The organism is Streptomyces sp. NPDC060198, assembly GCF_042728415.1.
GTDB lineage: Bacteria > Actinomycetota > Actinomycetes > Streptomycetales > Streptomycetaceae > Streptomyces.
On record NZ_JBHWZJ010000210.1, the window covers coordinates 1 to 12,461 of the forward strand.

13 protein-coding genes and 2 pseudogenes are annotated in these 12,461 nt (G+C 69.7%); 10 read left to right on the forward strand and 5 right to left on the reverse strand.

Features of this window, described 5'->3' with window-relative positions; translation table 11 throughout:
• Nucleotides 1–85 precede the first annotated feature (85 nt).
• The gene (locus ACFWEP_RS22980; protein ID WP_387372379.1) at nt 86–862 is read right to left on the reverse strand and encodes a transglycosylase SLT domain-containing protein; all 777 of its coding nucleotides are present in this window, start codon (nt 860–862) and stop codon (nt 86–88) included.
• Between the two features lie 474 nt (nt 863–1,336).
• On the opposite strand from ACFWEP_RS22980, the gene ACFWEP_RS22985 reads away from it, so the two are divergent.
• Nucleotides 1,337–2,482 (forward strand): GAF domain-containing sensor histidine kinase, encoded by a 1,146-nt coding sequence (locus ACFWEP_RS22985; protein WP_387372380.1) that lies wholly within the window; start codon nt 1,337–1,339, stop codon nt 2,480–2,482.
• A complete protein-coding gene (locus tag ACFWEP_RS22990; RefSeq protein ID WP_387372382.1) occupies nt 2,475–3,119 on the forward strand; it encodes a response regulator in 645 nt (214 codons plus the stop codon). Before ACFWEP_RS22985 ends, ACFWEP_RS22990 begins: the two co-directional genes overlap by 8 nt.
• A gap of 157 nt (nt 3,120–3,276) precedes the next feature.
• On the opposite strand, the gene ACFWEP_RS22995 is transcribed toward ACFWEP_RS22990, so the two are convergent.
• Nucleotides 3,277–4,065, reverse strand: coding sequence for a hypothetical protein (locus ACFWEP_RS22995; RefSeq protein ID WP_387372385.1), 789 nt, complete (start codon nt 4,063–4,065; stop codon nt 3,277–3,279).
• A 145-nt stretch (nt 4,066–4,210) separates the two neighbouring features.
• On the opposite strand from ACFWEP_RS22995, the gene ACFWEP_RS23000 reads away from it, so the two are divergent.
• From ACFWEP_RS23000 to ACFWEP_RS23015, 4 genes are all read left to right on the forward strand, one after another.
• Entirely contained in the window at nt 4,211–5,008 is a 798-nt protein-coding gene (locus ACFWEP_RS23000) for an ABC transporter ATP-binding protein (RefSeq protein ID WP_387372387.1), read from the forward strand.
• Between the two features lie 120 nt (nt 5,009–5,128).
• The gene (locus ACFWEP_RS23005; protein ID WP_328722469.1) at nt 5,129–5,551 is read left to right on the forward strand and encodes an NfeD family protein; all 423 of its coding nucleotides are present in this window, start codon (nt 5,129–5,131) and stop codon (nt 5,549–5,551) included.
• Nucleotides 5,552–5,683: 132 nt separating this feature from the next.
• Complete coding sequence (locus tag ACFWEP_RS23010) at nt 5,684–6,631, forward strand: SPFH domain-containing protein (protein ID WP_387372389.1); 948 nt, start codon at nt 5,684–5,686, stop codon at nt 6,629–6,631.
• 154 nt (nt 6,632–6,785) lie between these two features.
• Nucleotides 6,786–7,553 carry a sulfite exporter TauE/SafE family protein gene (locus ACFWEP_RS23015; protein ID WP_387372390.1) on the forward strand — a complete coding sequence of 256 codons (768 nt, stop codon included), beginning with the start codon at nt 6,786–6,788 and terminating at the stop codon, nt 7,551–7,553.
• Between the two features lie 114 nt (nt 7,554–7,667).
• Here the strand turns inward: ACFWEP_RS23015 and ACFWEP_RS23020 are convergent, their stop codons facing one another.
• From ACFWEP_RS23020 to ACFWEP_RS23030, 3 genes are all read right to left on the reverse strand, one after another.
• Nucleotides 7,668–8,174, reverse strand: a complete 507-nt coding sequence (locus ACFWEP_RS23020) for an HNH endonuclease (RefSeq protein WP_387372393.1) — start codon at nt 8,172–8,174, stop codon at nt 7,668–7,670.
• Between the two features lie 141 nt (nt 8,175–8,315).
• Nucleotides 8,316–8,849: a YbhB/YbcL family Raf kinase inhibitor-like protein gene (locus ACFWEP_RS23025; protein WP_387372395.1), complete on the reverse strand. Its 534-nt coding sequence runs from the start codon at nt 8,847–8,849 to the stop codon at nt 8,316–8,318.
• A 166-nt stretch (nt 8,850–9,015) separates the two neighbouring features.
• A complete protein-coding gene (locus tag ACFWEP_RS23030; RefSeq protein ID WP_387372397.1) occupies nt 9,016–9,798 on the reverse strand; it encodes a sporulation protein in 783 nt (260 codons plus the stop codon).
• A gap of 88 nt (nt 9,799–9,886) precedes the next feature.
• Between ACFWEP_RS23030 and ACFWEP_RS23035 the strand changes: the two are divergent.
• The 4 genes and pseudogenes from ACFWEP_RS23035 to ACFWEP_RS23050 all read left to right on the forward strand — a co-directional run.
• Nucleotides 9,887–10,144: pseudogene (locus ACFWEP_RS23035) on the forward strand (DNA-3-methyladenine glycosylase); the annotation flags it as partial.
• A 14-nt stretch (nt 10,145–10,158) separates the two neighbouring features.
• Nucleotides 10,159–10,770 carry a DNA-3-methyladenine glycosylase gene (locus tag ACFWEP_RS23040; protein WP_387372399.1) on the forward strand — a complete coding sequence of 204 codons (612 nt, stop codon included), beginning with the start codon at nt 10,159–10,161 and terminating at the stop codon, nt 10,768–10,770.
• Nucleotides 10,771–10,961: 191 nt separating this feature from the next.
• Complete coding sequence (locus ACFWEP_RS23045) at nt 10,962–11,444, forward strand: DUF5959 family protein (protein ID WP_387372400.1); 483 nt, start codon at nt 10,962–10,964, stop codon at nt 11,442–11,444.
• A 395-nt stretch (nt 11,445–11,839) separates the two neighbouring features.
• Nucleotides 11,840–12,049 (forward strand): annotated as a pseudogene (locus tag ACFWEP_RS23050) (3-methyladenine DNA glycosylase); the annotation flags it as partial.
• Between the last annotated feature and the right edge of the window lie 412 nt (nt 12,050–12,461).

The window sequence follows — 12,461 nt, forward strand, 5'->3', positions numbered from 1 at the left end:
GGGCGGCACCCCTGTCGGGTGCCGCCCTCCGGCGGTTTCGGCCGTCCTCGGTCCTGTGGCCCGCGGTCGTGGCGCGAGGAACCGGTCAGTACGCGCTGTCGACGTTGTCGATCGAGCCGTACTTGTCGGCCGCGTAGTTGGCCGCGGCGGTGATGTTGGCGACCGGGTCGTACTGGCTGTGGACCGTGCCGGCGACGTGGTAGTAGTCGAAGGTCGGCTTGACGACCTGGAGCAGACCGATCGACGGGATGCCGTTCTGGGCGTTGACGTCCCAGTTGTTGATGGCCTGCGGGTTACCGCTGGACTCGCGCATGATGTTGCGGTGCAGCCCCTCGTACGTACCGGGGATGCCCTTCGCCTTCATGATCGCGAGGGATTCCTGGATCCAGCCGTTCAGGTTGTCGGCGTAGACAGGCTTCCGCTCGGCGGAACGGCTCGCGGTCTCGCCGGACGAGCGCTTCGCGGCGTCGGCCTTCGCCCGGTCCGCAGCCTTGACCTTCGCCGCGGCCTCGGCACGCTCCGCGGCCTTCGCGTCGGTCAGGGCCTTGGCGTCGGCCACGGCCTTCTTCCGGGCGGCCTCGTCCTTCGCCTTCGCGGCGTCGGCGGCCTTGACCAGCTTGGCGGCGGTGGTGTTCTGCTCGATCACGCTGTCCTGCACAGCCTTGGCCCGGGCCGAGTCGGCTCCGGACGCGAAGACGACCGGGGACGCCGCCACGGAGGCGTTGGTGCTCTCGGCCTGCGCGTTGCTCGGAACCAACGAGAACGTCAGGGCGGCGACACCCAGCGCGGAGACGCCGGCGGCGGAGAGCTTCTGCGTCGTGTTCAGACGACGGGTTCGGTCAAATATGCGGGACGCGGACATCACAGACGTACCTCTTCGAGTCGTGGGTGACCCTCGCGGGACACGGAGACGGAGAGTGGCGGTGCGCCTCTCTGTCAGGTGGACAAGTGCAATTCTTAGCGACCGCAAAATGCCCTGGCAAAGGTGTGACGTACGAAGTCGGGTAGTGGATCAGAGACTTATGTCCGTTTCATGGAGGGCGGTCATGACCGGCTAAATCGCCCCTATTCATCCACTAGCGGGCTTCGTACGTGACGTGAGTCCTATGCGTGGGCTCACATGGTCGGATCGCCGATCTGACTGTGCGTTGCAAGAGCAACTCGCACTGTCAAGAGATTTCCCGACGGCGCGGAAGACGGAGCCAAAGGAGGACGGCGTCGGACGCACGCCCAGGTGCGCCCGACGTCCGGGCCCACGGACCTACGCCCGAAGACCCCGGCCGACGCCGTCCACAGGCCGATACCGGCCTCGCGCGCCGCCGGTACCGTGAGGCGTATGAGCCACCTCCGACCGTCGGGTCTTGCCGCCGTGAGCGCAGCGCTGCTCGCGATGAGCCGGCAGCTGGACGTGCGCGACGTCCTCAAGACGATCGTCGCCTCCGCCCGCGATCTGCTCGACGCCGAATATGCGGCCCTGGGCGTCCCCGACGACCACGGGGGCTTCGCCCAGTTCGTCGTCGACGGCGTCAGCGAAGAACAGTGGAAGGCGATCGGCCCGCTGCCCCGGCAGCACGGCATCCTCGCCGCGATGCTCCACGAGGCGAAGCCCGAGCGGCTCAGCGACGTCCGCAAGGACCCCCGCTTCGGTGGCTGGCCCGACGCCCACCCCGACATGTCGGACTTCCTCGGCCTGCCCATCCAGGACGGCGACGAGACCATCGGCGCCCTCTACCTCGCCAACAAGAAGTGCCCCAAACCCGAGGGGAGCTGCGGCTTCACCGCCGAGGACGAGGAACTCCTCTCGATCCTCGCCCAGCACGCGGCCATCGCCCTCACCAACGCCCGCCTCTACGAACGCAGCCGCGAGCTCACCATCGCCGAGGAGCGCTCCCGTCTCGCGCACGAACTGCACGACGCCGTCAGCCAGAAGCTCTTCTCCCTGCGCCTCACCGCCCAGGCCGCCGCCGCCCTGGTGGACCGCGACCCCGCGCGCGCCAAGGGCGAGCTCCAGCAGGTCGCCGCCCTCGCCGCCGAGGCCGTGGACGAACTCCGCGCCGCCGTCGTGGAACTCCGCCCCGCCGCGCTCGACGAAGACGGCCTCGTCGCGACCCTCCGTACCCAGGTCCAGGTCCTCGACCGGGCCCAGAGCGCACGGGTCACCTTCGGGAGCGACGGAGTACGCGCACTGCCCGCCGCCCAGGAGGAGGCGCTGCTCCGGGTCGCGCAGGAGGCCCTGCACAACGCGCTGCGCCACTCCGGCGGCGCCCGCGTCACCGTCACCCTGACCCGGCGCGGCGCGGCCACCGTGCTGCGGATCACCGACGACGGCCAGGGCTTCGACCCCACGGCGGTCCGGGAAGCCGGCCGGCACCTCGGCCTCGTCTCGATGAGCCACCGCGCGCACAGCGTCGGCGGCACCCTCAACGTGGAATCGGCGCCCGGCGAGGGCGCCACGATCGAGATGGAGATCCCCGGTGGCTGACAAGACCATCCGCGTGCTGCTGGTCGACGACCACCAGGTGGTACGGCGCGGACTGCGCACCTTCTTGGAGGTGCAGGACGACATAGAGGTCGTCGGAGAGGCCTCTGACGGTGCGGAGGGCGTCGCCCAGGCCGAGGCGCTCCGCCCCGACGTGGTCCTGATGGACATCAAGATGCCCGGCATGGACGGCATCGAGGCGCTGCGCAAGCTCCGCGAGCTGGCCAACCCCGCGCGGGTCCTCGTCGTCACCAGCTTCACCGAGCAGCGGACCGTCGTCCCCGCGCTGCGTGCCGGAGCCGCCGGCTACGTCTACAAGGACGTCGATCCCGACGCCCTGGCAGGCGCCATCCGCTCCGTCCACGCGGGCCACGTCCTGCTCCAGCCCGAAGTGGCGGGGGCGCTCCTCGCCCAGGAGGACACCGGGGGCGGTACGGGCCGGGGCACCACCCTCACCGAGCGGGAGCGCGAAGTGCTCGGCCTCATCGCGGACGGCCGGTCCAACCGCGAGATCGCCCGCGCGCTGGTGCTGTCCGAGAAGACCGTCAAGACCCACGTCTCGAACATTCTGATGAAGCTGGACCTCGCCGACCGCACCCAGGCCGCCCTCTGGGCCGTGCGCAACGGAATGGCGGGCTGACCCGGGGCGAACCACCGGCACCCGGCGGACCCGGGCGACGGAGAACGCCGGTCCGGCCGGGACAGCCGGTCCGGCCGGGACAGCCGGTCCGGCCGGGACAGCCGGTCCGGCCGGGACAGCCCGGGGGGCGAGGAAGGCCGCCCCTGCCCGGAGGCGGCTACCGCCGCCCCCGCTCGCCCTCCTCCACGTACGCGTTGTACGCGGCCACCTGCGCCCTGCGCGCCACCCGTTCCACCGGGCGCAGGGCCTCGCCCCGGGCCGCGATCTCGGAGGCGCTCACCGCACCGCCGTGCCCGTTCTCGTGCGCCAGCGTGATCAGCAGCCCCACCCGCTGGGCCAGCTCCAGCACGCGTACCGCCCGGGGCGGGTACCCCGGCGCCAGCACCTCACGTCCCCGCTCCGCCCGCGCCCGGTAAGCGTCGAGGGCCGCCTCGGCCACCGGCCCGGAACCCGCCACGTCCAGCCGCGACAGCAGCGCCGTCGCGTCCCGCAGCGCCTCCGCGAGCTCCCGCTCCGCCTCACCCAGCGACGGCACGTCCGCCGGCGGGGCCTCTCGTACGGGTGTCACCCGCCACACCACCTCGACGTGCGTGTCGCCGGGCGGCCCCGCCTCGGTCACCTCCGGCACCAGTCCGAACGCGGCCCCGGAGGCGACCACCGCCTCCTCGGCCTCCAGCGCCCGCGCGTTGAACTCCGGCGGACCGCTCAGCCCCAGCGGATGCCCCGGGGCCGGCAGCGCCACCCGGTAACCCGTCACCCCCAGCCCCCGCAGTCGCCCCAGCGCCAGCGTGAGCCCGACGGGCCCCGCCTCACCGGGCAGTCCCTCGACGCGGTGCACCGCGTCCTCATTGACGATCGCGTCCACCGCGTCGTCCGGTGACACGAGTCCGGCGAGCAGCGCGTTTCCCCAGGCGGCAAGAAGCCCTGAGCGTGGTTCCGAAAGCATGGGAACAGCCTAAGAGCTGCCGCGCTCTTGTCGGCGGGAACGGACCTCGCGGCCGGAGCACTCCCGGGGTGGCGTAAGTTTTGCGTGGGAGCTGTGCCCTCCGGCACGCGACGATCTCGACACTGCATGGGGAGACAACGCGCTCATGAGCGATGTACTGGAGCTGGTGGACGTATCCGTGGTCCGCGACGGACGCGCTCTGGTGGAAGACGTCTCCTGGTCGGTCAAGGAGGGGGAGCGCTGGGTCATCCTCGGCCCGAACGGCGCCGGCAAGACGACGCTGCTCAACATCGCCTCCAGCTACCTCTTCCCCTCCACCGGAACCGCCAGGGTCCTCGGAGAGCAGCTCGGCGGGGTCGGCACGGACGTCTTCGAGCTCCGCCCGCGCATCGGCATCGCCGGTGTCGCCATGGCGGAGAAGCTCCCCAAGCGCCTCACCGTCCTGCAGGCGGTCCTCACCGCCGCGTACGGCATGACGGCGACCTGGAACGAGAACTACGAGGAGGTCGACGAGCAGCGCGCCCGCGCCTTTCTCGACCGGCTCGGCATGAACGACTACCTCGACCGCAAGTTCGGGACCCTCTCCGAGGGCGAGCGCAAGCGCACCCTGATCGCCCGCGCGATGATGACCGACCCCGAGCTGCTCCTGCTCGACGAGCCCGCCGCCGGACTCGACCTCGGCGGGCGCGAGGACCTGGTGCGCCGGCTCGGCCGCCTCGCCCGCGACCCGTACGCCCCCTCCATGATCATGGTGACCCACCACGTCGAGGAGATCGCGCCGGGATTCACCCACGTCCTGATGATCCGGCAGGGCAAGGTGCTCGCCGCCGGCCCCATGGAGACCGAGCTCACCTCGCGCAACCTCTCCCGCTGCTTCGGTCTGCCGCTCGTCGTCGAGCACCAGGGCGACCGCTACACCGCGCGTGGACTGCCCCTGTCGTAGGGCCTCCCGTCCGAAACGCCCCAAGGGCTGTCTCCGGCCGATCGGGACCGGACACCCCTGGCCGGATCCCGCCCCACAGGGCCCCTGTCCCTGGGGCACATGCGGTCCTACCATGACGACATGGACGCGTGGGTGTGGTGGCTGATCGCGGCGGTGGGGCTGGGAATTCCCCTGGTCCTCACCGCCATGCCGGAGTTCGGGATGTTCGCGGTGGGTGCGGGCGCGGGGGCGATCGTCGCCGCCCTCGGCGGCGGGATCGTGGCCCAAGTGCTGGTCTTCGTCGTCGTCTCCGTCGCGCTGGTCGCCGTGGTGCGGGTGGTCGCCGCGCGCCACCGGGGAGACGGCCCCCAATTCTCCTCGGGGATCGACGCGTTGAAAGGACGCCAGGCCGTCGTGCTCGAACGCGTCGACGGCGGGGGCGGACGCATCAAGCTGGCGGGCGAGGTCTGGTCGGCCCGCGCGCTCGACGAGACCCAGAGCTTCGAGCCGGGCCAACAGGTCGACGTCGTCGACATCGACGGAGCCACCGCCGTCGTCATGTGACCGAACCGGCCACGCGGCAGGGCGAGTTCTGCGACACTCGAAGTCGATCATGTCGACTCGCCCGGTCCGAAGCAGTGAGAGTGCGACCCGATCACCAGGATCCGTCGGCTATCGAAGGGCTTGAGGCACACGATGCAACCGGTCATCATCGTCCTGATCATTTTGGTGGTGCTCGTCTTCATCGCCCTGATCAAGACGATCCAGATCATCCCGCAGGCCAGCGCCGCCATCGTCGAGCGTTTCGGGCGCTACACCCGCACGCTCAACGCGGGGCTCAACATCGTCGTCCCGTTCATAGACTCCATCCGCAACCGCATCGACCTCCGTGAGCAGGTCGTGCCCTTCCCGCCGCAGCCGGTGATCACCCAGGACAACCTGGTCGTCAACATCGACACGGTCATCTACTACCAGGTGACGGACGCCCGCGCCGCGACGTACGAAGTCGCCAGCTACATCCAGGCGATCGAGCAGCTCACCGTCACCACCCTCCGCAACATCATCGGCGGCATGGACCTGGAACGGACCCTGACCTCCCGCGAGGAGATCAACGCGGCCCTGCGCGGCGTCCTGGACGAGGCCACCGGCAAGTGGGGCATCCGCGTCAACCGCGTCGAGCTCAAGGCCATCGAGCCGCCCACCTCCATCCAGGACTCGATGGAGAAGCAGATGCGCGCCGACCGCGACAAGCGCGCCGCGATCCTCACCGCCGAAGGCATCCGGCAGTCCCAGATCCTCACCGCCGAGGGCGAGAAGCAGTCCTCGATCCTGCGCGCCGAAGGTGACGCCAAGGCCACGGCCCTGCGCGCCGAGGGCGAGGCCCAGGCCATCCGGACGGTCTTCGAGTCCATCCACGCGGGGGACCCGGACCAGAAGCTCCTCTCGTACCAGTACCTCCAGATGCTTCCGAAGATCGCCGAGGGGGACGCCAACAAGCTCTGGATCGTGCCCAGCGAGATCGGCGACGCCCTCAAGGGCCTCAGCGGCGCCTTCGGCAACCTCGGCGGTGGAGCCCCCGGCTTCAACACCGGTGGGGCCGGCGGCCCGGGCAAGGAGCGCCGCGAGGAGCCCCCGGTCGACTGACCCGCCACCCCGGGTACACGACCCGGGAGCGCGGCCGGACGGCGAAACCCCCTTCACGGGGCCCCCGTCCGGCCCGTCCCGGGCTTCGTGCATGATCAGTGCGGCACCCCGACCTTCATGGCGGGGATGCGTCACCGATCACCGAAGGAGTGGCATGTCCCTCTGGGAAATGCTCGCCGTCCTCGCCGCCGGCACCGCCGCGGGAACGATCAACACCATTGTCGGATCAGGCACGTTGATCACCTTCCCGGTACTGCTCGCCGTCGGCCTGCCGCCGGTCACCGCCACCGTCTCCAACGCCCTCGGCCTCGTGCCCGGCTCCGTCAGCGGGGCCATCGGGTACCGCGAGGAGCTCAAGGGCCAACGCCCACGCGTCATCAGACTGGGCATCAGCTGCCTGGTCGGCGGACTCGCCGGAGCCACCCTCCTGCTGGCCCTGCCCTCGACCGCCTTCGAGACGATCGTCCCGGTCCTGGTCACCCTCGCCCTCGTACTGATCGTGCTCCAGCCACGCATCAGCAGGGCCGTGCAGCGCCGCCGCGAACGCTCCAGCACCCCCGCCCACCCCGAGGGCGGCCCCCTGCTCGCCGTCGGCCTGGTCCTCGCCAGCGTCTACGGCGGCTACTTCACCGCCGCGCAGGGAATTATCTACCTCTCCCTGATGACCATGCTGATCGACGACACCATCCAGCGCCTCAACGCCGTCAAGAACGTCCTGGCAGCCATCGTCAACAGCGTCGCCGCGCTCTTCTTCCTCTTCGTCGCCGACTTCGACTGGACCGCGGTCCTCCTCATCGCGGTCGGCTCCACCATCGGCGGCCAGATCGGCGCCCGGGTAGGCCGCCGCCTCAGCCCCACCGTGCTGCGTTGCCTCGTCGTGGCGGTCGGAGTCTGCGCCCTCGTCCAGTTGCTGCTCCGCTGACGCGCGGAAGCCCGCCTCCCCCATGGAGACGGGCTTCCGGTACGCCATCGGGCGTATGCCGATCGGACCCGACCGGCTGACTCAGGAGAAGCGCGACGGCCTCGGGCGGCGGGCTCAGGCGGCGGTGCGGTCCAGCCAGTCCGGCAGCGAGGAACGGTCGGCGGACGCCATCGCCAGCAGCATCGCCTCGGCGGGCGAGGGGACGAACGGCTGGCGCAGCAAGGGCATCTCCGCCTGCTCCGGCGTCCGGGCCGCCTTGCGGTGGTTGTCCTCCGCGCAGGAGGCCACGGTGTTCAGCCAGGTGTCCTGGCCGCCCTGGGCGCGCGGCACGACATGGTCCACGGTGGACGCCCGCCGCCCGCAGTACGCGCAACGGTGCTGGTCACGTATGAGGACCCCCCGTCTCGACCACGGCGCCTGTCTTCGGAACGGCACGCGTACGTACCTGCAGAGCCTGATCACGCGGGGCACCGGGATGTCGACGGCGGCACCACGCATGCGCAGGCCGGGATCCGCCTGCTCGACGACCGCCTTGTCCGTCAGGACGAGGACCACCGCACGATTGAGGGTCACCGTCGACAGCGGCTCGAAGCTCGCGTTGAGGACCAGCGTGTCACGCATCCTGCCCACCTCCCTTGTGCCGCCCGCCCCCCGGCGGGCCCGGACCAACTCTGGCTGGGCGGGCCGTGTGGGACAACGCAATAAAAAGTGCCCTGCCCAGATCTCTCCAAGACCGGGGCAGGGCAAACGGGAGAAGAACGCTCAGCTTTCGGGAGAGGCGTACTCACCGATCAACTGCGCGCGTCCCAGCGTGTGGAAACGCAGATTGAATCCGACCGCGGCGGGGGAAGTGTCGCTGTCCGGCCCGAGTTTCTCCGTGTCCACGGCGTACACGGTGAAGACGTAGCGGTGGTTCTCGCCGGCCGGCGGGGCGGCGCCGCCGAAGTCCTTCGACCCGTAGTCGTTGCGTGCGTGCACGGCTCCTTCGGGCAGCCCGGCGAAGGCACCACTGCCCGCGCCGGCCGGCAGCTCGGTGACCGAGGCCGGGATGTCGAACAGCACCCAGTGCCAGAAGCCGCTGCCGGTGGGCGCGTCCGGGTCGAAGCAGGTCACGGCGAAGCTCTTCGTCCCGGCCGGGAACCCCTCCCACCGCAGCTGCGGGGACGTGTTGCCCCGCGCGTGCACCTGCGCGTCCGCGAGCACGGCGCCGGGCGCGAGATCGTCGCTCACCACGCGGAACGCGGGCACCTCGGGGTGGAAGTCGTGGGGGAGCGGGGGCTTCTTCGCATCGGTCACAGCAACACCTTTCCTGTGGGCCGGTCCCGGTGGGCACTCCCCACCGGGACCGGGACGTCTCCCACGGATCATGCCGGACACGCTTCCCGCCGCCCGCACGACCCGGCGCACGACGTCCGGGGGAGAGGTGTCAGCCGGTATCCGGCCATCATCCGCCGGACGCCGCTCACAGCCAGTTGCGCTGACCGCCCACCTGGGCGAGCCACTGGTTGAGGTAGGCGGCCCAGTCCGTCTGGTGGAAGTCGTCGAAACCGACCCGGAAGGAGCGGTACGAGTCGCTGCCCTCGCTGAACAGTCCCGCCTTCTTGTCCATCTCCAGGATGACGTCCATCTCGCGGTCGTCGGCGACGAAGGACAGCTCGACCTGGTTCAGGCCGCGGTACTGCTGCGGCGGTACGAACTCGATCTCCTGGTAGAACGGCAGCTGCTGGCGCGTCCCCCGGATGTGACCGCGTTCCATGTCCGCGCTGCGGAAGCGGAAGCCGAGCTGCCCGAACGCGTCCAGGATCGCCTGCTGGGCGGGGAGCGGGTGGACGTTGATCGGGTCCAGGTCACCGGAGTCCAGGGCGCGGGCGATGTCCAGCTCCGTCGTCACCCCGATGTTCATGCCGTGCAGGTTCTGCCCCGCGAACGTGGTGATGGGCGTCTCCCACGGGATCTCCAGCCCGAACGGCACCACGTGGACGGCACCGGCCTGTACCTCGAACGCACCGCCGAGCCGCAGCTTGGTGAACTCGATGTCCTGCTTGACCTCCTGGTCGTTCCCCTCCACCTCGACCCGCGCCTGCAGGCCGACCGAGATCCCCTGGATCTGCTGGGCGACGGAACCGCCCTGGACACGCACCTCGCCCTGGACGACGCCACCGGGGACGACGTTGAGCTCGACGAGCTCCGTCTCCACCGACGCGCCGCCGGCGCCGATGCTCGCGAGCAGCCGCTTGAAGCCCATGGTTTCTCCTTATAGGTGTCTGACCCCTACATACGCGCCCTGACGGTAGCCGGTTCCCCCCACGGTTCCGCCAGTACCCTCGGTCGCCATGGACACCGCCCAGGACCGTATGCCGCTGACGCGTGACTTCTTCGACCGCGACGTCCTGGACGTCGCCCCGGACCTGCTCGGCCGCACGCTGGTACGACGCACCGCCGACGGGCCCATCGAACTGCGCCTCACCGAAGTGGAGGCGTACGCGGGCGAGATCGACCCCGGATCCCACGCCTTCCGCGGCAGAACGGCCCGCAACGGGGTGATGTACGGCCCGCCGGGTCACGCGTACGTCTACTTCACGTACGGCATGTCAAGGCAGTCAGCATGAACGTCGATCTCCTCGCCCACCCTGCCGAAGAAGTCGCCCCGAAGCTGCTCGGGAGTGTACTCACCTGCGAGACCCCCGAGGGAACCGTGAGCATTGCCATCACGGAGACCGAGGCGTACTCCGGCGCGGCCGACCCGGCTTCCCATGCCTACCGAGGCAGGACACCCCGTAACGCGGTCATGTTCGGGCCCGCAGGGCACCTGTACGTGTACCGGTCCCACGGCCTCCACTGGTGCGCCAACGTCGTCACCGGGACGGACGGCATCGCCTCGGCCGTCCTCATCCGGGCAGGCAGGGTCATCGAGGGGGAGGACCTGGCACGCAAGCGACGAGGGGAGAGGGCCGAGAGCCCACGCCTTGCCAGAGGCCCGGGCAACTTCTGTCAGGCTCTCGGCATTACGGGAGAGCACAACGGCGCAGACCTCCTGACAGGTACCTCGGTCGTGCTGTCCGAGGGGGAGTCGGTACCTGCCGCGCTCATCCAGGCTGGTCCTCGGGTAGGCGTGAGCAAAGCCCACGACTGGCAACACCGGTTCTACCTCGCCGGTGATCCGACGGTCTCGGCGTACCGACTGAGCCCGAGAGCCAAGCCTTCCGCAGGAGCCTGAGCCGCTGCGCGCCTCGCTGACGGCCCGTCGGCGAGGCGGTGCGGGAGTTGTGCCAGGCGATGCGTGATCGTCCGCGAGTGCGGCGCGCGATGCGTTCCCGGCCGGTCGAGTGGCTGATCACGTGCTTGTCGGCGGACGCGGAACGCACACCCGTCAGTGTCGTTCCTGAGAGCCTGCCGTAGGTTCCCGCCATGGACACGAACACACAGCCCGACGTGATCGAGTTGATCCGGCTGACCGACCCTGGCCAGAGCGTCAGCGTTCGTATGCGTTCGACCGAGCCGACCCTCGAAAGCCTGGGCGTCCGGTACTACGACGCAGAGGCCGTCGTGACCAGCGACTTCGTGAACGGAACGGTCTACCTGGGGTTCGACTCCAAAGACCTCTCCGACTGGGGTCGGCTTCTGGACGCCATCGAGGAAGCCGAGCAGGAGGCCGACCTCGACGAGCCGTTCACGGCGGACTGGCCCCAATCAGGACGCACGGCCTACCTCCGATTCATTGCCGAAGACCCCTACGTGGTCGAAGTCCATGACGGGCCCGGCACCCAGATCGTCGTCTCGGTACCGCTCGACATGCGCGAGGGGTGGATAGCCGAGTCCAGGGAGCGCCTGGCGGCGGCCCGAGCAGCTCTCGGCGTTGGCACAGAGGATCACCAGGGCGCACGTCCCTGACCGAGAGCGCGCCCTCCGCCACCACACCGAGTCTGCGGGGGAGGGCTCCCTGAACGGGGTCCTCCCTGTCTCGTACAAGATCCCTCGGCCAGATCGCCGCCGTCGCTTCCGACTGCACGAGACCGAGTCCAGGCCCGAAGGCATGGGCGTCCACCTGTGAAGAGACCGGGGAAGTGAAGGCGTCGGACACCTCACCCTGAACCACGACGGATCCGGAAGCGGTGCGGTAGACGTTCGGGCAGTCGTCCTCTCCACACGTGCCGTTGCCGTTGCCAGTGAGCCGCGTCAGTTCTTCGCGTGCCGTGCGGAACCCCTTGACCCGTGGGCCCGGTGGGCCACCTGAGGTGACCGTACGGGTGCTGCTGGCGGCCGTCCATGCTCAGACGTGACTCATGCAGGGCCTCGACGGAAGCGATGCCGTCGCCGGCCCGCCGGAGCCGATGTCCGTCCTGCACGGCACCCCACCGCCCCGCGAGCAGGTGCGGAGCGGTCCGCGTACGGGAGTGGGGGGTGACGGTGCCCATCAGCCCTGGCGCTTCTGGATCGACGGTGATCCGACCGTGAGCCCCTACCGTGCCCATGCCCCGAGGCGGCGCCGGACTTGACGCGGCTTCGGGCAGCCCCTAATGTGGTCCGAGCCGCTTTACACGGGTGCAGTGGTCGGACCGGTCCTTCGGACCATGCCGATCGGCCCCGATGCGGCCAACCACTACCTTCGATCCGCCCCGACGGGTGCGAATTCGGCATGTCCGAATTTCGCTTCGAACACTCGATTATGAGTCGTCAAGGAAATGGACTACGGTAGCGGAACGCCGAAAGGCAACCGCAGGCAAAGGCCCCCGACAGGCCGCCGGAATCAATTTCGGACCGGAAACGGAACGAAAGAGAGTCTGGTAGAGTCGGACTCGCCGGAAAGGGAAACGCGAAAGCGAAGAACTGGAAAGCGAAACCCGCTTCGACCGGGAATCGGACCGATAAGAGTCTGATAGAGTCGGAAACGCAAGAAACGAAGGGAAG